The organism is Vibrio sp. 10N.261.46.A3, from assembly GCF_041472995.1.
Classification (GTDB): Bacteria; Pseudomonadota; Gammaproteobacteria; order Enterobacterales; family Vibrionaceae; genus Vibrio; species Vibrio coralliirubri.
Map to the genome: position 1 here is coordinate 61,783 of NZ_JBFRRH010000074.1, position 20,333 is coordinate 82,115.

Consider the following 20,333-nt stretch of genomic DNA (forward strand, 5'->3'; position numbering starts at 1 on the left):
CGCCTAATTGACCAGAGAGTTGTGATTCAATAACGGTAGACCAAATATTGGAGATACCGTTATGTTGAAAATGACTATGGGAAATGAAGTTAAGCTGATTATTGTCGCGATTGTGTGTGCGCTTCTGCTTATTCTCGGCCACGTACTGCTGGCAAAAGCATTCGCTGATATGGCGTGGGCGGAATACACCACTGCCGCGATCCCATTCGTTATGATGGCAATCTGCGGTCTCGCAATAAAATACGCTATCGACCAAGATGTGGATTAGCTTATTGAAATAATGAGTCTAGATGGTAGTACGCAGAAACAGCCGTCGTCTCGTTTTATTCCGAACATAAAAAAACCTCCGCAAGTGCGGAGGTTTTTATTTGTTCTTAACTTTTAATATCGAATAGGTTTCGAATTAGAAGTTTGCAGAGCGTGGTGTACGTGGGAATGGAATCACGTCACGAACGTTGCCCATACCTGTTACGTAAGATACTAGACGCTCGAAACCAAGACCGAAACCAGCGTGTGGCACTGTGCCGTATTTACGTAGGTCGCGGTACCAGCTCATGTGCTCAGGGTCGATACCCATAGCAATCATACGCTCGTCTAGAATGTCTAGACGCTCTTCACGTTGTGCACCACCGATGATTTCACCGATGCCTGGTGCAAGTACGTCCATTGCTGCAACTGTTTTGCCGTCGTCGTTTAAGCGCATGTAGAAAGCTTTGATGTCTTTCGGGTAGTTCTTAACGATAACAGGAGCTTTAAAGTGTTCTTCAGCTAGGTAACGCTCATGCTCAGAAGACATGTCGATGCCCCACTCAACGTCAAACTCAAATTTCTTACCAGAGTCTAGTAGGATTTGGATTGCGTCAGTGTAGTCAACTTGTGCGAAGTCAGCGTCAACGAATTGTTCTAGACGAGTAATTGCTTGCTTGTCGATGCGAGAAGCGAAGAACTCAAGGTCGTCGCGGCGCTCTTCAAGAACAGCAGCGAAAACGTACTTAAGCATGTCTTCAGCCAGTTTCGCTACATCGTTAAGGTCTGCAAACGCAACTTCAGGCTCTACCATCCAGAACTCAGCTAGGTGGCGGCTTGTGTTTGAGTTTTCAGCACGGAACGTAGGACCGAACGTGTAAACCTTGCTTAGTGCACAAGCATAAGCTTCAGCATTAAGTTGGCCAGATACTGTTAGGAACGTCTCTTTACCGAAGAAATCTTCGTTGAAGTCTACGTCGCCTTTTTCAGTGCGTGGTAGGTTTTCCATGTCTAGCGTAGAAACACGGAACATTTCACCAGCGCCTTCTGCATCAGATGCAGTAATAAGCGGAGCAGAAGTCCAGAAGAAGCCTTGCTCGTGGTAGAAACGGTGAATCGCTTGAGATAGACAGTTACGTACACGTGCTACTGCGCCAATCACGTTTGTACGTGGACGTAGGTGAGCAACTTCACGAAGGTATTCGATAGAGTGACGTGTCTTAGCCATTGGGTAAGTGTCAGCGTCTTCAACCCAGCCTACAACTTTAACGTCAGTTGCTGCTAGTTCGAAGTCTTGACCTTTCGCAGGAGACTCAACAATCTTACCCGTTACTTCAACAGAGCAGCCAGTCGTTAGCTTTAATACTTCGTTTTCGTAATTATTAAGATTATTAGGAACCACGGCCTGAATCGGGTCGAAACAAGAGCCGTCATAAATGGCAAGGAAAGAGATTCCAGCTTTGGAATCACGACGTGAACGGATCCAGCCGCGAACAGTTACTTCACTGTCTACCGCTAGCTTGCCGCCAAGTACGTCTGTTACAGGCGCGTAAGTCATGTTGATTTCATTCTCCATTGAGGGACAAATTCAACTCAAAGTCTCTGGCATTGCTGCAAATAAACATACATTTGCACAATAATTAGCCGAAACATCAAGTTGTATAAACTTTTTAAATCGATTGAACATATTACCTGTCATACCGACAGCTTCAACCTTTATTCTTGCTTGGTGAAAGAAATATTGTGTCTACTGACGATAAATAGGTTTGAGGGTGTGTTTTTTGTTCGATCTTAGCGTCTGTCTTACCTTTCAACCTATGTGAGCTGTTGAACGAGCAAGACGTAATCGAAACCTTTGTTTTCAATAATGGGAGTGTGATTGTGTTGATACTCACTCTATATTGGCGCGGATTCAGTCATTTTCGACTTGATCACCTTCTTATTTCCCCGATAAAGCAACAAGAGGAGTTTAATATCTACGTGTTAATTACGCCGCCTTAGCCCCTGCATTCTCTCTACACCCGCACTTTTCGAGCGCTCGCTCATTCAAGAAAAACAGTCGATCAAATTATGTCTCAACAAGGCAGGACTGGCTGTACAAGTAAAAGAGAATTACATGCTTAATTATTTAAAAAAACACTGGTTATCAAACGTTAAAGGAGATTCATTATCTGGGATTGTGGTTGCACTCGCATTGATCCCTGAAGCCATCGCATTTTCAATTATTGCAGGCGTTGACCCTAAAGTAGGGCTCTATGCCTCGTTCTGTATTTGTGTCGTCACTGCTTTGGTTGGCAGTCGTCCGGGAATGATTTCCGGTGCAACAGGTGCTATGGCGTTATTAATGGTCACCTTAGTGAGAGAGCACGGATTAGAATATCTACTCGCCGCTTCATTTCTAGCTGGCGTCATTCAAATCGCGGCTGGATACCTAAAGCTTGGTAATCTGATGAATTTCGTTTCCAAATCGGTGATTACTGGGTTTGTTAACGCGCTCGCCATTCTAATTTTCATGGCCCAACTTCCTGAATTAATCAACGTTCCTTCAAGCGTTTACGTGTTAGTCGTTTTGGGTTTGGCGATCATTTATCTGCTTCCTTATTTTCCCAAGTTTGGTCGCGCAATACCTTCTCCACTGGTCGCGATTGTTACTCTGACAATCATTAGTTTGCTGTTCGGCTTAGATGTGAGAACGATTGGCGATATGGGCAAACTTCCCGATTCACTGCCTGTGTTTTTGATCCCTAATATTCCATTCACGTTTGATACGCTTGCAACCATCCTTCCATATTCGATTGCTCTGTCTCTGGTTGGTTTATTGGAATCATTGATGACGGCGACCATAGTCGATGATCTGACAGATACTGAAAGCAATAAAAACAATGAGTGTAAAGGGCAGGGAGTAGCGAACATCGTGGCCTCACTATTTGGTGGTATGGCGGGGTGTGCGATGATCGGTCAGTCGATCATTAACATCAAATCAGGTGGCTTAACCCGATTATCCAGCATGATCGCTGGAGTGGTTTTGTTGTTAATGGTGGTGTTTGTTTCTGATTGGTTGAAGCTGATACCGATGGCCGCTTTAGTGTCTGTGATGATCATGGTTTCAATTGGCACATTCTCATGGCGTTCTATTGTTGAGCTAAAAGACCACACACTGCCAACCAATGTAACCATGCTAGCAACCGTGGCGGTGGTGGTGTTTACTCATAACTTAGCGATAGGTGTTGCGGTTGGCGTGGTGCTGTCGGCTCTGTTTTATGCACATGCCAGCAAATCCATGGTGTTTATATCCGATGAAGTCGTGACCAACGAAATGCACACCATTCACCGAGTAAAAGGCCATGTCTTCTTTGCTTCGTCAGATGCGTTTGTCGACCTATTTGATTATGACAACGCGACCTCTTTAGTGACGATCGATATATCGGATGCGTCATTCTTAGATAATACCTCGGTCGAGGCGCTTGATAAGGTTGTGTTCAAGTTCCGTAAAAAAGGGGCTTACGTTGAAGTGTCAGGAATGGATAGCGTGAGTGCGAACCTGATAGTCAAACACGCGATGTATCACAAGCATAAAGACTTAACCGCGGTTTCTATTACGCACTAATCTTGGTTTAAGGTGCTTTTAAAGCCTGAAAGCCTGAACTAGACATTGTTATGAAGATAAAGCGCTCATTGTTGAGCGCTTTTTTGTTGTAGACGATTTATGACTTCTTCTTTGTACTCGACAAAGTAAACTGATTAATCAGTGACTCAAGGTGATCAGACAGTTCTTCTAAGTCATTGCTGATGTTGCGAGTTTCAGCCGCAGATTGCGATGTGTTGTTGGCGTGAGAGGTGATGGTTTCAACCTTTTGTTGAACATCTTGAGTCGCTTGTGTGGTGGATTGTGTTTGCTGCTGAATATTCTGTGCGTGAGCCAAGACTTGTTTCATCTCTTCGACCACACCATTCATTTCAATTGAAAGTGCGTCGATATCGGTTGAGCTTTGATGGGCTTGTTCGCAAACGCGATCGGCAGAAGTTAGCGACTCTTCACTGCCTTGCTGGAATTGATGAATGATTGACTCAATGCTGCCTGTTGCTTCTGCGGTTCGCGATGCAAGATGGCGAACTTCATCAGCCACTACCGCAAACCCACGCCCTTGTTCTCCCGCACGTGCCGCTTCAATTGCTGCATTCAAGGCCAGAAGATTGGTTTGGTCGGCAATGCCACGAATCACACTCAATATTGAAGAGACCTCTCCGGTTTGCTCATTGAGTGTCAGTATTTTGTGTTTCACTTCTTCTATGCTGCTAACGAGGTTTTTTATCTCACTGCTTGCGTCGTGTGCTTGGTTGGCACTCTTACACGCCACATCGGCGGTGTGGTTGATAAGCTCTGAAGCCGTTAAAGTCGCTTGTTCTACATTGACTTGCTGTGCCTGTATCCCTTCGACATTGTGTTGCACTTCAGCGGTTTCACTTTGCTGGTCGCTGGCAGCTTGCTCGGTAATTTGCGCGACGCTAGTCAATTGGTTAGCCGAGGCATTCAACTTGTGCGAGGTGCTTTGTACCTTTTCTAAGCTGTCAGATACGGTTCCCATGAACGAGTTGATGGAGTTAGCCAGCGTGCCAATCTCATCCTTGCTTTGTTCCGGCAGGCGAGTGGATAGGTTTTTATCGTTGCTGACTTGGGTCATAAAGCGAGAGGTCTGTTGCAGCGGGCGTACGATAATCTTACGAATTAATCCCATCGTAAGCACGAATCCGGCAAACGATATCACCGCCATAATGCCAATAGCAGCCATGGTTTGAGTGTTGATCAGCGAGTTAACATGGTTGAGGTTATATTCGAGGCGAATTGCACCCAAGACTTCACCTTCTGGTGCCATATGACAGGCGACACAATTGGTTCCTCGGTAATCTTCACTCGACTTCATTGGCAGAGCAATAACCAAGCCTTTGCCCCAATCAGCAGAAAAAGGTTCGATAACGGTTTCGCCCGCTAGCGCTCGTTTATCAATATCGTCAACCGGTGTTTGGTTGTCATTACCTGGGCCATATAACTCGCTGACAGCGTCGGCGCGTAAAACACGAACGTCTTCAATGCCTGCTTGAGCCAGTGCTTTCTGACGAAGGGTCTCTTTTTGTGCCATGGTGCCGGTGAGCATCATCATATTGAGGCTATCGAAGTAGTTACTTGCTTTGTCGTGAAGCTGCTCACTTAACACTGAGTTTACAAGTTGCTTTTGTTGCGAATATTGGAAATAGGTCGATATTGCCAGTAAAAAAGTGAACACGATGGCGAGGGCCACTAGGATTTTAAAGGTGATTGTTGAGCGCATAAGGTGTTTGTTTTTATTAATTATAATGACGCAAATACTGTACTAGTAAGAATTCCTACCACCTATGGGGTATAACGAATTGTGTGACCACACTCCGGTTGTGGTTATGTTTCTGTGATGTAGCGAGTTTGTGTTGTGTCTGATGTTGAAATGGAACGCGCTTCAAGCTCGTCACTGTTCTCAAAACATAGTGTGGTTCTTAAAACATCGTGTTGTGAAAAATACAGCTTTTATTGAAACAGACTGCTGTTTTGGGAATAGAGCGCTGTTATTGAAGTGCAGCAACGGGCTGTGAGTCTGCTGATAGTTAGAAAAGCCTTGGTTGTTGATTAGCTCGATGTATTTGTCAGCTTGTCTTTTATCAATAAAGACTATTATTTTAGATGGCTTAGTGGTTAATTTATATCCAAACGGCTGTTTTGTTCAATTTAATAGCAAAAATTGTGGTTATAGCATTGTGTTTCGAGGCTCATTCGATAAGATGAAAAGACCTCTATGATAGAGGTAGGGCAGCAACGGATACGCTGCTTCAAATACTATGGAATGTGACTTATTGGACACATACATGAAATTCAAGATTACATCGCCGATTATTGAACCTACGGAAGGTTCACCACATCAGTTAACGCTTACTCACGCTTCTCGTTTTACCTTTCTTAAGACAAGCTCTCCTTTGAACGCCCTGTTCGACAACGTCTCTGCACGCTTCTTTACCGCTTATCGCTCCTATTGTTATTCGTTTTATAACTTTATTTCTATCTGAACTCCTTTGTCATCCGCTCGATGAACGAAGACTCACATCTATAAAAACTAAACAAATAAGTTAAAAACAATGAATATTAAAATGATGGGTAGCTCCCTAATTATCGCTGGTACCGCTCTCGGTGCTGGTATGCTTGCGATCCCAATGGTATTAGCTCAATTCGGATTGCTTTACGGCACACTGCTTATGGTACTGATCTGTTTCGGTACGACTTACGCAGCATTACTACTTCTAGAAGCGACCATCAAAGCGGGTGGCGGTCTAGGATTAAACTCTATTGCCCGAAAAACCTTGGGTAAACAAGGTCAGTTGCTTACCAACGGCTTGCTATACGCGTTGTTGATCTGCCTATTAATGGCTTACATTCTGGGCGCAGGTGACTTGCTGAGTAAGTTACTGTCTAACTTTGGCGTCGAAATTACCGCGACTACCAGCCAAACCGTGTTTACCTTGCTTGCTGGCGCAGTAGTCGCAAGTGGTACTGGTGTGATTGATAAGCTCAATCGAGCATTGTTCTTCGTGATGCTTGCTAGTTTGTTTGCAACCATGGCTTTCTTGGCGCCGAGCATGACTCAAGAAAACTTGATGCAGGTAACCAGCCATGACCACGTTGATCTAATCAAAACCAGTGCCATCCTGTTTACGAGCTTTGGCTTTATGGTGGTGATTCCAACCTTGGTTTCTTACAACCACGAAGCGACAGACAAACAGTTGCGTAACATGGTGATTATCGGTTCTCTGATCCCATTAGTGTGTTACTTGTGTTGGTTGTTTGCGGTAGTGGGTAACTTGAGTGAAGAGCAATTCAGAAGCTTTGAGAACGTATCAGATTTGATGGCGGCGTTTGAGGCTCAGTCTCCTTGGGTGGGTAACGTTCTGTCTACCTTCACTGGCTTGGCGTTGTTGACCTCTTTCTTTGGTGTGGCGATGGCGTTGTTCAACCAGAACAAAGACATGTTCAACCAAAATACAGCGGTAACGTACTGCATTAGCTTTATCTTACCGTTGGCGGGTTCATTGCTTGCTGCAGACAAGTTCCTACAAGTGCTGAATTACGCAGGCATCATCTTGGTATTCCTAGCGGTGTTTGTTCCTCTGGTTATGGTCCACAAACAGCGTTTCATGAAAGTTGCTGATGACCGATACCGAGCAGAAGGTGGCAGCGCAATGATGTTGTTCTCACTGCTGTTTGGTTGTTTCCTGCTTATCTCACAAGTGATCTAGTTCTTTGGTCCATTATCTAAGATGTAAATCGAGCATCTTAGATATAAGTGGCCGGAATTCAGATACAAAAAAAGGAACGCATCGGCGTTCCTTTTTTATTATTTGCTCGTTACCAAGCAAGCTGTGTTAGAGGCTATTAGCAAACTAATGCTAATTAACAAACAACCTTAACAGCCAAACCACCTTGAGAAGTCTCACGGTATTTAGCGTTCATGTCTTTGCCTGTTTCTAGCATTGTTTCGATAACTTTATCTAGAGAAACAGTAGGAGCAGAAGAACGACGAAGTGCCATACGAGTCGAGTTGATTGCTTTAACTGCAGCAATACCGTTACGCTCGATACATGGTACTTGTACTTGGCCAGCAACTGGGTCACACGTTAGACCTAGGTTGTGCTCCATGCCGATTTCTGCAGCCATACATACTTGCTCAGGGCTACCACCCATAAGCTCAGCAAGACCAGCCGCAGCCATAGAACATGCCACACCAACTTCACCCTGACAGCCAACTTCAGCACCAGAGATAGAAGCATTACGCTTGTAAAGACCACCGATCGCGCCAGAAGCAGCGAAGTAACGGATGTAATCTTTCTCTGTCACTGTTTGGATGAACTTATCGTAGTAAGCCAATACAGCAGGGATGATGCCACATGCGCCGTTTGTTGGTGCCGTTACTACACGACCGCCAGCTGCGTTTTCTTCATTTACTGCGAAAGCAAACATGTTTACCCAGTCAACAACCGTCATTGGATCATTGGTTGTTTTTTCTGAAGTAATTAGCTGTTGGCGAAGTGCTGCTGCACGACGAGGCACACGCAGTGGACCAGGCAGGATACCTTCAGTATTCATACCGCGATCCATACACTCACGCATCGTTTTCCAGATGTTAGCGAAGTAAGTGCGAGACTCTTCGTCTGAGTGGAATGCTGCTTGGTTTTTCATAACCAGTGTACTGATAGAAAGACCGCTTTCTTTACACTGATTAACCAGCTCTTCAGCTGTTGTGAATTCGTAAGGTGCTTTGATTGGGTTTTCTTCTTCTTTGCCGAAGTTCTCTTCGTCAACGATGAAACCGCCACCAATTGAGTAGTACGTTTTTGAGTATGCAACTTCGTCACCAACCCATGCATGAATGCTCATGCCGTTCTCGTGTAGAGAAAGGTTGCTAGTGTGGAAGTTCATACCGCCATCGCGTGGGAACGATACTGTATGACAGTGCATGCCAACAGGAAGGCGCTCAGTTTCTTCTACGCGAGCAATGAAGCCAGCAATAGAATCGATATCAACACGCTCAGGAGTATTGCCAGCAAGACCCATGATGATTGCGATATCTGTGTGGTGACCTTTCCCTGTCAGTGATAGTGATCCATATACGTCCACGGTGATTTTAGTGATGTCGCGCAATTTTCCCATTGAACGTAGGTCATCAATAAATTCTTTACCCGCTTTCATTGGTCCAACTGTGTGTGAGCTCGATGGACCAACACCGATTTTATAGATATCAAATACACTAATCATAGCGATTACCTCAAAAAGAGAGCCTCCCAAGGGGAGTAGGGAGGCTCATTTATTATCATTATATTTTTTGTCTAATCTCGCGATATAAGATGGATGCCATCTTATAAAAAGGGCTTGAGATTAAAGAGCGCCGTAGATTACAGAACTAATAGCCGCTAGACCACATAAAGCTGTAAAGATTTGCACAGGTGCTGAAGTTTTGTACTTAGCCATAGCTGGTACTTTCTGCATCGCGAATACAGGCATTAGGAACAGGATAGCTGCAATCATTGGAGCACCCATTGTTTCAATCATACCTAGGATGCTTGGGTTAACTACCGCAACAATCCAAGTTGTAACAACGATGAACGCTAGAGATGCTTTCTCAATCTTAGAGATTGAAGAACCAGAGCGAGACTTGATTAGACCAACAAGACCTTCGTGAGCACCTAGGAAGTGACCGAAGTAGCTAGAAGTGATCGCTGCGAACGCTACAAGAGGACCCATGTAAGAGATAAGTGGAGACTCGTGAACGTTAGCTAGGTAAGAAAGTACCGAGATGTTTTGCGCTTGTGCTGTTGCTAGTTGCTCTGGAGATAGAGAAAGTACTACAGAGAATACGAAGAACATTACAAAACCCATCAGCATCATTGCTGCACCACCAGTGATTGCGTCAGTTTTCTTAACTGCGTCTTCACCGTATACACGACGTTGCTCTTTAGAGAACTGTGAAATGATTGGGCTGTGGTTGAAAGAGAACACGATGATTGGAATAGCAAGCCAGATAATAGAAGGCATTGTTGACCATTCTGGGCTTACGTCCATCATTGAAGTGTTCCAATCAGGAACTAGGTAAAAAGATAGCGCTAGTAGGATGAATACTAGTGGGTAAACCATTGCTGAAGTTGCTTTAAGCATCAGCTCTTTACCGAATACAACACCTGCTGTCATAGCAAGGATAAGTGCACCAGAAAGAAGAGGACGTGGAATAGATTCCATACCCATTTGGTTTACTAGGAAAGAATCAACCGTGTTTGTGATACCAACACCGTAGATAAGAACGATCGGATAGATAGCGAAGAAGTAAGCAAAAGTAATAATGTTTGCGCCAGTCTTACCGAAGTGCTCTTCAACTGTGTCTGTAATGTCAGCTTCAGGGTTTTTAGCAGACAGTACGAAACGAGCTAGAGATTTGTGTGCGAACCAAGTCATTGGTGCCGCAATTAGAGCTAGGATAACTAATGGCCAAAAACCACCCGCACCAGCTTTGATTGGAAGGAATAGTACGCCAGCACCAACTGCTGTACCGAATAGTGATAAACACCAGGTAAAATCTTTATAGTTAAACTTGCTTGAATCTTTAACGGCATTTGCCGAAGAAGTTGTTGTGTTCATGTTAAATTACTCATTTTTTGGGAACAGGAAATAAGTCGGGGCTAATTCTGCAGAATTTTCTTCTGCAAAAAATAGATCTAAATCATGTAATGAAACGGCGTGTCACATGATATGCGAAAAACGGATTTTTGATCACGAAAATAGCGTGCCACAGGTGATTTATGTTTATGCTTGGTATTAGTTTTATTTATGCGAAAGGCGGGGTTGTATAGATTTATACCAGGGAAACGTTTGCGTAAAATTGCATTAATAAATCTGTTCCATAGAAAGTCTGGATTTTGTTAACAGAGATTAAACAAAACGTAGTTGCTATGTAATTCGTTGCACTACATGTTGTTGCAGTGATTGGATGATTTGCGCCGTAACGCCCCAAATTAGGTGCTCTTGGAAAGGCATCGCAAAAACACGATGCTTGATTTGTTTGAAGTTAACAGTGTGGCTGTGTAACTTGGCTTGGTCTAAAACATAGGTGGCAGGCACCTCAAAAATAGAGGCAACTTCGTTCTCATCGATGATGGCTTCATAGTCAGGATCGACCATAGCAACAATCGGCGTCACAGAAAATTTACTAATGGTACTCAAAGCGGGTAATTGCCCAACAACTTTAACTTGATCCGATCGAATTCCTACCTCTTCATGGAGCTCTCTAAGTGCGGTGAATTGCATAGAAGGGTCAGAGAGTTCGTGTTTACCGCCAGGAAAACTGACTTGGCCAGGATGATGCTTTAAATGAGCCGCTCTTTTAGTAAAAATGACATGTAAACCATCTTCTCTTTCCACTAAACCGACCACCACTGCCGCTTTACGTAATTGATCGCCACTGATATGCGAAACACGCTCTACTGACTCTGGGTGATAGCCAACGGTAGGGTTTAGTTGGAATTGTTGAAGGAAGTTTTCTTTATTCATATCAAGCCAATATATTGATTATTATGATTTTAAGTATAGACATAACCGTGGGTTGATTACCAATATTGAGTTTTTCTTCATTCACTTTCCCTCTTTTAGTTATCAATTGGGCGTCATGAGAGGCTGTTTACCGATGAATCTCCTCAAAATGACGATTTTTGCTATATTCAACATGTGCATACAGGCGAGTAAGCGTTACCCATGTCATAAAATTGGGTGACGAAACGTAGATTTTTTGTTTAAGAATTTGATAACAATAACTTAGTGGACCATTCTAAAAAGAAATAGAAGAAAAGGTATGAGATGAAAGGAATCATATTCACCGAATTTTTAGAGCTTGTTGAAGACAAGTTTGGGCTAGAGCTTTTGGAAGAAGTTCTAGAAATGTCAGAAGACGAAGGGATCTATACGTCGGTCGGCAGTTACGACCACAAAGACCTTGTCAGGTTGATTATCAACTTGAGTAAGAAAACCGATATTGATGCGGCAAGCTTGCAACGCGTGTTTGGGCAGTCTGTATTTAAGAACTTACTGGCCTCATTACCGAATAAAGCGAGCCTTGCTCATAGCACGACCACCTTTCAATTTATTCAGCACGTAGAGCGCTACATTCACGTTGAAGTGAAGAAGCTCTATCCAGATGCTGAGCCACCTGAATTCAGTTTTATCACCACGACCGAAGCACAACTTGTTTTTGACTACAAAAGCGCAAGGTGTATGTCTCATGTTTGCTTAGGACTTATAGAAGGATGCGCTGAATACCACGGTGAATCTATCGCGGTGGAGATGACGCCACAAAATGATGACCAAAGCGTGGTTAGGTTTAATCTCAAAGTAGAAAAGTAATATGGATCTGGCATCTGCCCTAGAGAAGAAGCTCAAGCGTCAAATCGCGGCAAGAAAAGCGGCTGAAGGATTGTTGGAACAGAAGAGCCTCGAGCTGTTCGAGGCTAACCAACAACTTGAGCTTGCTTTGCGTCAGTTAGAAAAGCGCTCCAACGCGAATATACGCCGCATTGAATTCCAAGAACAAATCGACAACCTGTTGATTGATTTTGGGCGCGCGTTTCTAAGAAATGATCTCGATGATGTCATGCTATCTGAACTAACGACGAACGTGACTAACAGTTACTTAATCGAAGCCAGTCGTTTGATTCTACCTCCCAAGCTCATCCCTCAGTTACACACCTATGATTATGGCGATGAGACTGTCGAGGTGTTAGAGCAAGACATTCAAGAACCTCATTGGCAAGACGACCTGCTGACCGTGCCCTTAGAGGTTGAAAAAGTCATAGTCGGCGCGTTAATCGTCAGAGTCAGGTTGTTAGACCAAGACTACGAGTTTATACAAAGCCAACTGCTGTTAGTAACGGACCTTATCTGCAGTGCCTTAACCCATCAACTAGCAATCAACCGAAATATTGAATCACGTAAACGAGCGGAAGAGTCCGAAAGGGCAACGCGTGACTTTGTGGCCATGATTAACCATGAGTTAAGAACTCCGCTTAATGGCTTGTTAGGTAGTGCAGAATTGATCAGTGATACCGAACTCAACAGTTCTCAGCGTGAAATTGTGAACAACCTGAGCCAGTCTGGAGAGTTTCTCAGAACCATCATTAATGATCTATTGGATTACAGCAAAATCAATGCAGGGATGTTGGATCTTATTCCTAAGAAATTTGCGTTGCATGATTTGAGAAACACGATTGAAAGCATCTTCGTCAATCGAGCAATAGAGAAGCAGCTTGAATTCAATATCAGTGTTGCGTCAAATGTTCCTTCCCATTTTCAAGGCGATTTAGAGCGCATCACTCAGCTGTTTGTGAACTTAATCGGTAATGCGATTAAATTTACAGAAGAAGGGCATGTGAATGTTGATATTGAGTGGGACAAAAACCAATTTGTTTTCTCTGTAGAAGATACCGGAGTCGGAGTTGCTGAATCGGCGCATAAGACGCTGTTTGAACCTTTTACGCAGGCAGATAACTCAAGTAGCAGAAACTATGAGGGCACCGGGCTTGGGTTAGCGATTTGTCGCAAACTGGTGGCTCTGATGAATGGCGATATTGGGGTGACCAGTGTTGTTGGCTCAGGTACGACGTTTACCATCTCGATTCCTCTTCAAGTTGTCGATGTTCCAGCTGAGAGTGATAGTGTCGCCAAGGGCTTCGAGTCTGAAGCGGAATTGTCACTACTTAAAGTGCTGGTGGTTGATGATATTAAAATGAACCAGATCATCATCCAACAAATGCTTCGTAAACATGAGATTGAACCGGCTATCGCAAGTAATGGTGTTGAAGGGTTTGAGCTCGCGTCAGACAATGAATACGACATTGTATTCATGGATTGCAGAATGCCCGTTATGGACGGCTTTGAAGCGACAGAGAAACTAAGAGAGAACGGTTACGTTAAATCTATTGTGGCACTGACCGCCGGAACGACACTTGAAGAACGCGAACGTTGTATTCAGTGTGGAATGGATGACATTTTGAGTAAACCTTACACCGCCAATGATCTTAAAGAGATGCTTAAGAAGTGGGGTGTCTCTGCGGTGAAGGTTGCGTAAACAGGCCAATAAAGCGTTGTGAGTTATGTACTCTATATTAAAGACAAAAAACCGAAGTAATCTTGCGATCCTTCGGTTTCTTCTTATATAGAGCTTTTGCTGGCCGTTAAGCTGCGGAACTCGTCATTAAGTCGCGGAACTAGCAGTTAATGACACTAGGTTTAGCAATCTTCAAGTACCGGTAGAATTCGACTTAGCTTATCCAGTGTTTCTTGGTATTCAGAAGCACAATCACTATCAAATACCACACCACCGCCAGCCCATGCATAAAGCGTGTTGTTCTCTGCGACCAAGGTACGAATGGTGATGCTGGTGTCCATTCTGCCATTTCGGCTGATGTAACCAATACTGCCGCAGTACGCTGAACGTCGATGCGGTTCTAACTCTTCAATGATCTGCATCGCGCGAACTTTTGGTGCGCCAGTAATCGACCCTCCAGGGAAACACGCTCTCAGAAGGTCAGTCGCAGAATATTGAGCATCAAGGTCTGCTCGTATCGTGCTTACCAAGTGGTGCACGGCAGGAAAGCTCTCAATATCAAACAATTTTGGTACATGCACCGTGCCCGGTTTGGCTACTCGGCCAATGTCATTACGAAGTAGGTCGACGATCATCAGGTTTTCCGCTTGATCTTTATCGGCGCTTGCTAGGTCCTGCGCGTTAGCATCATCAATCATCGGGTCCTCAGAACGAGGTCGTGTGCCTTTGATTGGCTTGGTTTCAATGACGTTGTCTTTGAGTTCTAAGAAACGCTCTGGCGAAACACTGATGATTGCGCAGTCGGCCAAACGGATGAAACCAGAAAAGGGCGCTGAGTTGTACTGTTCTAATTTGTCATAAGCCAGCCATTCACTGCCTTGGTATTGGGCATTGAAGCGCTGAGCTAAGTTAATCTGATAGCAGTCGCCGGATAACAGGTACTCTTGAACGCTATCGAACTTAGTGGCGTAGCTCTCTTCGCTCATATTGGACTGCCATGGTGTGGTTAATCCAAAGGGTGCATGTGTTAGGTGTGATTGAGCCATTTGCTGCATCAGCCAATCATGATGTTCATCGATATTGCAACCGACAATACACGCCGTTTTCAATTGGTGGTCTACGATAACTGCCCATTCATACAAGCCAACCGCCATATCAGGTGCTTCAATATCACGCGTTGCGAGTGATGGAAGTGTCTCGACTCTGCGCCCTAAATCATAGCTAAAATAGCCTAAAGCGCCGCCAACGAATGGCAACTTAGAGTGCTCTTTAGTCGCAGGCAATAACTGTTGCTGATATTGGTCGAGTAGTTCGAAAGGATCGGAGTCTGAAACCTCGCACGTCTCATTAACATTAACGGTCGTTTTTGCACCGATTGTTTCGAAGGTGGCGATGGGTTGAGCAACTAAAATATCGTATCGACTATCAACGTGGCTTTCTGAAGCGGAGCGTAATAGCATTGCCCACGGCAGGTTTTCAATATGGGAAAACAGCTGTTTAGCTAAAGTTGATTGATATTCAAGCGGCTTGATTTGGATAGAGCGAAATTCGTTGTTATTCATTTGTTTAATTTGTGACAAAGAGTTCGATCACTGCATGGCGTGTGAGAGGAAGCAAGAGTATCATAAATTGAAAATAAAATGGGTTCTTGATTAGAACGGAGTAATCCAAGTGGTTTAGTTTAAAGCTATGCAAGCGATTGCTAAAGCAACTAAATACAGCTCAACACAATAAAAAGCTAAACCACCTAATTCGATTTGGTATAGATAGCCAAACTGTGAACCCACATGGAACCAGAACAATAAAGAGGCATGCAATGACGGTTATTCGTAAGCAAGATGTGATCAGCAGTGTCGCTGACGCACTTCAGTACATTTCTTATTATCACCCTTTAGACTTTGTCCAAGCCCTAGAAAAAGCGTACGAGAAAGAAGAGAGCCAAGCAGCTAAAGACGCAATTGCTCAGATTCTTATCAATTCGCGTATGTCTGCGGAAGGCCATCGTCCAATTTGTCAGGATACGGGTATTGTTACTTGTTTCGTGAACATCGGTATGGATGTTAGGTGGGAAACGGATCAAACAGTACAACAGATGGTTGATGAAGGCGTTCGTCAAGCTTACAACAACCCAGATAACCCATTGCGTGCATCTGTCCTAATGGACCCGGCAGGTAAGCGTATTAATACCAAAGACAACACACCAGCGGTTGTCCACATTAATATGGTTCCAGGCAACAAAGTTGAAATTCAAATCGCGGCGAAGGGCGGCGGTTCTGAGAACAAAACCAAGATGGTTATGCTGAACCCTTCTGATGATATTGCAGAATGGGTAGAGAAGACGTTACCAACAATGGGTGCAGGCTGGTGTCCACCGGGCATGCTAGGTATAGGCATCGGCGGTACGGCTGAGAAAGCAGCGGTGCTAGCAAAAGAATCATTGATGGAACACATCGATATTCAAGAGCTTATCGAAAAAGGCCCTGAGAACGCAGAAGAAGAGCTTCGCCTAGACATCTTCAACCGTGTAAACAAGCTGGGTATTGGTGCACAAGGTCTTGGCGGTCTAACGACTGTGGTTGACGTGAAAATCAAAACAGCACCAACTCATGCTGCATCTAAGCCAGTTTGCTTAATCCCGAACTGTGCGGCAACGCGTCACGTTCACTTCACGCTAGATGGTAGCGGCCCAGCAGAGCTAACGCCACCTAAGCTAGAAGAGTGGCCAGACATCACTTGGGAAGCGGGCGCAAACACACGCCGTGTTAACCTTGATGAAGTGACTAAAGAAGACGTACAAGAGTGGAAGACAGGCGAAACGGTTCTTCTGTCAGGTAAGATCTTAACCGGTCGTGATGCGGCTCATAAACGTATTCAAGGCATGCTAGAAAGCGGTGAAGGCTTACCAGCTGGCGTTGATTTCAAAGGCAAGTTCATTTACTACGTGGGTCCTGTTGATGCCGTAGGTGATGAAGCGGTAGGTCCGGCAGGTCCAACAACTTCAACACGTATGGATAAGTTCACTGACATGATGCTGAACGAAACTGGCATTATGGGCATGATCGGTAAAGCGGAACGTGGCCCTGCAACGGTTGAATCAATCAAAGAGCACAAAGCGGTTTACCTAATGGCGGTTGGCGGTGCAGCTTATTTAGTCGCGAAAGCAATTAAAAAAGCACGCGTTGTAGCGTTTGAAGATCTCGGTATGGAAGCGATTTACGAGTTTGAAGTTGAAGATATGCCTGTAACGGTAGCGGTTGACTCTAATGGCGTGAACGCACACCAGATCGGCCCTGACACGTGGAAAGTGAAGATTGCTGAAGCTGAGAAAGCGTAATTAACCGAAGCCAAAAAATCGTAATTGTCGCTAACTTCAGCGTTTGAATTGCAATTTTTGACAGAAAGTTAAAGACAAAAGTGCAGCATTATCTGCACTTTTGTCATATTATCAATGATATAGTGATAAACACATAGTTTGATATAAGAACATAGGAGAGAGGAATGCCTCGTTTTATTCAGATCCTACAGATTATCTTGGCAGTGGTGATTGGTGCTTTTGTTGGCTACGACCTGATCTTGAAAGGGATCAGTATCTTTGATAATAAATACGTGACGATTACATGTGCGCTTTGGCTAATTGCAGAGATTGCGCTGTTTGTTATCTACAAGTTGATTGAAGACGATTAAACGTCGGATATCGTGCAAAAATTCTAAAGCCCCTGATTATGAATGTAGTCAGGGGCTTTTATTCATCTAGCATTAAGAATGTGTATTGCATACTCACCACTATTAGCAAAAGAACAAACAAAAGCATACAAACTATCCCAACTGGGAAAGAACATAGGCTTGCCTCTCTATTATCATAACCAGCTAGCCTAACTATCACGGAGTCGTTCAAATGAAACACCTAACTCAAGAAATGAGTGACTTTATAAGCAGAGGAACGGATTCTCATATTCGAGTAGCGGTCACGGGGCTCTCTCGTGCGGGTAAGACAGCATTCATTACTTCGCTGGTTAATCAGCTTCTTCATACGTCTACCCACAAAAACTTGCCACTGCTTGCATCGGCGAGAGATGGAAGAATTATTGGCGCAAAGCGCATCCCGCAACACAACATGATGATCCCACGCTTCTCTTACGATGAAGCGATGGAGTCGTTGAATGCACAGCCACCAGAATGGCCGGTGCCAACGCGTGATGTCAGTGAGATTCGTCTAGCAATCAAATATAAGCCTGCGAAGGGCGCGAAAAAGCTGCTGAGTAAAAACAGCACCCTTTATCTCGATATTGTCGATTATCCAGGTGAATGGCTGCTTGATTTACCTCTACTGGACATGGACTTCGATACCTGGAGCCAATCTCAGTTTGCCGCATTAAAAGGCGACAGAGAAACTTACTCGCAACAGTGGAACGCCATGCGTGGTGATATCGATTTGCTAGCAGAAGCGGACGAAAAGAAACTGGTCGCGATTGCCGATAGCTACACCCAGTACCTTCATACTTGTAAAAGTAACGGGTTGCATTGGGTACAGCCGGGTCGATTCGTATTACCTGGTGAGCTTGAAGGCGCGCCTGTACTGCAATTCTTCCCGTGTATCGCACCTGAGGGTAAGTTCTCAAAAACAAGTAACTATGCGGTACTGAAAGCGCGTTATGAAGAGTATCAACAGAAGGTCGTCAAAGCGTTCTACAAGAATCACTTCGCGACGTTCGACAGACAAATAGTGCTAGTGGATTGCTTACAGCCACTTAATGCGGGCTATGACTCTTTCATGGATATGCGTGGCGCGTTAGAACAGTTACTTAAGAGCTTTAAGTACGGTCGAAGCAATATCTTAAGGCGTCTGTTTGCACCGAAGATCGACAAAATCTTGTTTGCAGCCACTAAAGCTGACCATGTGACACCGGATCAACATCCGAACTTGGTGTCACTGTTACAACAGATGGTGCATCCGGCTTGGCAACAGGCGGCATTTGAACACATCGACATGAGTTGTATGAGTATCGCGTCTATTCAAGCGACCAGCGCAGGTTATATCTCGTCTGGCTCAGACAATGTTCCGGCGTTGCAAGGTGTGACTTTGGATAATGTCCCTCAAACCATGTATCCGGGAGAGGTGCCGCGTAAGTTGCCCAACAAACAGTATTGGGAAACCAACCAGTTTGATTTCACGAGCTTTAGACCGATGGAGCAACATTCCGATGAACCTTGCCAACATCTAAGAGTCGACAAGGTTTTAGAGTATCTCATTGGCGACAAGTTGAAGTAATTGAGGCAATCAAAATGAGTGAATTAAAAACAAAGCAGGTCTTTAATGAGCCGTTGAAGACCTCTTTTGATGAGCAAGACAAGAGCGAAGTTGGCCCGGATTTAGGCGCTCAACAACTGTTCACAGAACAAGAGAAATTTGTCCCTGTTGCACCGAAAGTGGAAGCCGAACTTGATGGCGAAGCTGAGCAGCAATTGGAACAAGTGATTCGACCGAGCAAAAAGAAGAAATGGTTTGGAACGGGTTTATTGGTCGCTTTCTCTGGCCTAGTTGGATGGCAGGCAATTGATTCGGTGATTACCGCGATTCAAACGGCTGACTGGCTTGCGTTAGGTTGGGCTGGCTTTATTGCTGCCATTGCTTCATTGGGTTTAGGCGCAGTAGGCAAAGAGCTGTGGAAACTGCGCTCGCTTAAAGATCACTTTAGTGTGCAAGAGCAGAGTGAAGAACTACTCCAAAGCCAAAGTGTCGGTAAGGGCAAAGCGTTCTGTGAAAACATCGCCAAGCAAGGCGGCATTATCGCTGAGTCTCCTTCGTACGATAAGTGGCGAAACAGCATTAATCCAGCGCACAGTGATGCAGAAGTGTTGGATATGTACGATGCGTTAGTCGTGAGTCAACAAGACAAAGTAGCGACTCAAATCGTCACTAAGTTCTCGACCGAATCGGCGGCTTTGGTTGCGGTGAGTCCATTGGCCGCAGCAGATATGTTGCTGGTGGCGTGGCGAAATTTCACCATGATAGACAAGCTTGCAGATGTGTATGGCATTGAGCTTGGCTACTGGTCTCGTATTAAGCTATTTAAACTGGTGTTAATCAACATGGCAGCTGCGGGAGCCAGTGAGCTCGCAATTGATGCAAGTATGGATCTCGTCTCGATGGATCTTGCAGGCAAAGTCTCAGCTCGAGCAGGTCAGGGGCTAGGTGTCGGTATCCTTACCGCGAGACTGGGTCTAAAAGCCATGACATTGCTGCGTCCTATGCCTTGGCATAACGAACGAAAAGTAAAACTGGCAGATCTCCGCAAAGCCGTCCTTTCTGAAATAAAGCGTATCACTCTCAAATAAAGCATTTGAAGCTCAATAGTTTGAGAAGAAGAGTAAACATATGTTTACTCTTCTTCTTGACTGAACTCAGAGCTTAATCCACACTACTGTCAA

General features: G+C 44.6%; 16 protein-coding genes. 10 read left to right on the top strand and 6 right to left on the bottom strand.

Features of this window, described 5'->3' with window-relative positions:
* Positions 1-61: 61 nt before the first annotated feature.
* Complete coding sequence (locus AB4484_RS17965; RefSeq protein ID WP_004734707.1) at positions 62-268, top strand: hypothetical protein; 207 nt, start codon at positions 62-64, stop codon at positions 266-268.
* Positions 269-403: 135 nt separating this feature from the next.
* Here the strand turns inward: AB4484_RS17965 and asnS are convergent, their stop codons facing one another.
* On the bottom strand, positions 404-1,804 hold the full coding sequence (asnS, locus tag AB4484_RS17970) for an asparagine--tRNA ligase (RefSeq protein ID WP_017060416.1): 1,401 nt from the start codon (positions 1,802-1,804) through the stop codon (positions 404-406).
* A 558-nt stretch (positions 1,805-2,362) separates the two neighbouring features.
* Here asnS and AB4484_RS17975 point away from each other — a divergent pair.
* On the top strand, positions 2,363-3,853 hold the full coding sequence (locus AB4484_RS17975; RefSeq protein WP_050634570.1) for a SulP family inorganic anion transporter: 1,491 nt from the start codon (positions 2,363-2,365) through the stop codon (positions 3,851-3,853).
* Between the two features lie 97 nt (positions 3,854-3,950).
* On the opposite strand, the gene AB4484_RS17980 is transcribed toward AB4484_RS17975, so the two are convergent.
* A complete protein-coding gene (locus tag AB4484_RS17980; RefSeq protein WP_372079582.1) occupies positions 3,951-5,573 on the bottom strand; it encodes a methyl-accepting chemotaxis protein in 1,623 nt (540 codons plus the stop codon).
* Positions 5,574-6,138: 565 nt separating this feature from the next.
* Between AB4484_RS17980 and AB4484_RS17985 the strand changes: the two genes are divergently transcribed.
* Positions 6,139-6,336 carry a hypothetical protein gene (locus tag AB4484_RS17985; protein WP_372079584.1) on the top strand — a complete coding sequence of 66 codons (198 nt, stop codon included), beginning with the start codon at positions 6,139-6,141 and terminating at the stop codon, positions 6,334-6,336.
* Between the two features lie 81 nt (positions 6,337-6,417).
* Entirely contained in the window at positions 6,418-7,560 is a 1,143-nt protein-coding gene (locus AB4484_RS17990; protein ID WP_017060419.1) for an amino acid permease, read from the top strand.
* Positions 7,561-7,714: 154 nt separating this feature from the next.
* Here the strand turns inward: AB4484_RS17990 and AB4484_RS17995 are convergent, their stop codons facing one another.
* The 3 genes from AB4484_RS17995 to AB4484_RS18005 form a co-directional block, all read right to left on the bottom strand.
* The gene (locus tag AB4484_RS17995; protein WP_048609201.1) at positions 7,715-9,076 is read right to left on the bottom strand and encodes an L-serine ammonia-lyase; all 1,362 of its coding nucleotides are present in this window, start codon (positions 9,074-9,076) and stop codon (positions 7,715-7,717) included.
* A 120-nt stretch (positions 9,077-9,196) separates the two neighbouring features.
* Positions 9,197-10,450 (bottom strand): aromatic amino acid transport family protein, encoded by a 1,254-nt coding sequence (locus AB4484_RS18000; RefSeq protein ID WP_052878186.1) that lies wholly within the window; start codon positions 10,448-10,450, stop codon positions 9,197-9,199.
* A gap of 309 nt (positions 10,451-10,759) precedes the next feature.
* A complete protein-coding gene (locus tag AB4484_RS18005) occupies positions 10,760-11,359 on the bottom strand; it encodes a CoA pyrophosphatase (RefSeq protein WP_052878187.1) in 600 nt (199 codons plus the stop codon).
* A gap of 303 nt (positions 11,360-11,662) precedes the next feature.
* Here AB4484_RS18005 and AB4484_RS18010 point away from each other — a divergent pair, with 303 nt between their 5' ends.
* Positions 11,663-12,205, top strand: coding sequence for a heme NO-binding domain-containing protein (locus AB4484_RS18010; protein WP_017080579.1), 543 nt, complete (start codon positions 11,663-11,665; stop codon positions 12,203-12,205).
* A gap of 1 nt (position 12,206) precedes the next feature.
* A complete protein-coding gene (locus tag AB4484_RS18015) occupies positions 12,207-13,925 on the top strand; it encodes an ATP-binding protein (RefSeq protein WP_372079587.1) in 1,719 nt (572 codons plus the stop codon).
* Between the two features lie 161 nt (positions 13,926-14,086).
* Here the strand turns inward: AB4484_RS18015 and pabB are convergent, their stop codons facing one another.
* On the bottom strand, positions 14,087-15,466 hold the full coding sequence (pabB, locus tag AB4484_RS18020) for an aminodeoxychorismate synthase component I (protein WP_372079589.1): 1,380 nt from the start codon (positions 15,464-15,466) through the stop codon (positions 14,087-14,089).
* Between the two features lie 254 nt (positions 15,467-15,720).
* Here pabB and AB4484_RS18025 point away from each other — a divergent pair, with 254 nt between their 5' ends.
* The 4 genes from AB4484_RS18025 to AB4484_RS18040 all read left to right on the top strand — a co-directional run bounded on the left by AB4484_RS18025 (position 15,721) and on the right by AB4484_RS18040 (position 20,240).
* The gene (locus tag AB4484_RS18025) at positions 15,721-17,238 is read left to right on the top strand and encodes a fumarate hydratase (RefSeq protein WP_017068776.1); all 1,518 of its coding nucleotides are present in this window, start codon (positions 15,721-15,723) and stop codon (positions 17,236-17,238) included.
* A 164-nt stretch (positions 17,239-17,402) separates the two neighbouring features.
* Positions 17,403-17,588, top strand: coding sequence for a hypothetical protein (locus tag AB4484_RS18030; protein WP_004734731.1), 186 nt, complete (start codon positions 17,403-17,405; stop codon positions 17,586-17,588).
* A gap of 211 nt (positions 17,589-17,799) precedes the next feature.
* Positions 17,800-19,173: a YcjX family protein gene (locus AB4484_RS18035; RefSeq protein WP_017067718.1), complete on the top strand. Its 1,374-nt coding sequence runs from the start codon at positions 17,800-17,802 to the stop codon at positions 19,171-19,173.
* Between the two features lie 14 nt (positions 19,174-19,187).
* A complete protein-coding gene (locus AB4484_RS18040; RefSeq protein ID WP_268670576.1) occupies positions 19,188-20,240 on the top strand; it encodes a YcjF family protein in 1,053 nt (350 codons plus the stop codon).
* Positions 20,241-20,333 lie beyond the last annotated feature (93 nt).

Bases quoted from the DNA above. Each gene is read 5' to 3' on its own strand.
- AB4484_RS17965 (WP_004734707.1), top strand. From the start codon at position 62: ATGTTGAAAATGACTATGGGAAATGAAGTTAAGCTGATTATTGTCGCG.
- AB4484_RS18000 (WP_052878186.1), bottom strand. From the start codon at position 10,450: ATGAACACAACAACTTCTTCGGCAAATGCCGTTAAAGATTCAAGCAAG.
- AB4484_RS18025 (WP_017068776.1), top strand. From the start codon at position 15,721: ATGACGGTTATTCGTAAGCAAGATGTGATCAGCAGTGTCGCTGACGCA.
- AB4484_RS18005 (WP_052878187.1), bottom strand. From the start codon at position 11,359: ATGAATAAAGAAAACTTCCTTCAACAATTCCAACTAAACCCTACCGTT.
- asnS (WP_017060416.1), bottom strand. From the start codon at position 1,804: ATGACTTACGCGCCTGTAACAGACGTACTTGGCGGCAAGCTAGCGGTA.
- pabB (WP_372079589.1), bottom strand. From the start codon at position 15,466: ATGAATAACAACGAATTTCGCTCTATCCAAATCAAGCCGCTTGAATAT.
- AB4484_RS17980 (WP_372079582.1), bottom strand. From the start codon at position 5,573: ATGCGCTCAACAATCACCTTTAAAATCCTAGTGGCCCTCGCCATCGTG.
- AB4484_RS17995 (WP_048609201.1), bottom strand. From the start codon at position 9,076: ATGATTAGTGTATTTGATATCTATAAAATCGGTGTTGGTCCATCGAGC.
- AB4484_RS18015 (WP_372079587.1), top strand. From the start codon at position 12,207: ATGGATCTGGCATCTGCCCTAGAGAAGAAGCTCAAGCGTCAAATCGCG.
- AB4484_RS18010 (WP_017080579.1), top strand. From the start codon at position 11,663: ATGAAAGGAATCATATTCACCGAATTTTTAGAGCTTGTTGAAGACAAG.
- AB4484_RS18040 (WP_268670576.1), top strand. From the start codon at position 19,188: ATGAGTGAATTAAAAACAAAGCAGGTCTTTAATGAGCCGTTGAAGACC.
- AB4484_RS17975 (WP_050634570.1), top strand. From the start codon at position 2,363: ATGCTTAATTATTTAAAAAAACACTGGTTATCAAACGTTAAAGGAGAT.
- AB4484_RS18030 (WP_004734731.1), top strand. From the start codon at position 17,403: ATGCCTCGTTTTATTCAGATCCTACAGATTATCTTGGCAGTGGTGATT.
- AB4484_RS17985 (WP_372079584.1), top strand. From the start codon at position 6,139: ATGAAATTCAAGATTACATCGCCGATTATTGAACCTACGGAAGGTTCA.
- AB4484_RS18035 (WP_017067718.1), top strand. From the start codon at position 17,800: ATGAAACACCTAACTCAAGAAATGAGTGACTTTATAAGCAGAGGAACG.
- AB4484_RS17990 (WP_017060419.1), top strand. From the start codon at position 6,418: ATGATGGGTAGCTCCCTAATTATCGCTGGTACCGCTCTCGGTGCTGGT.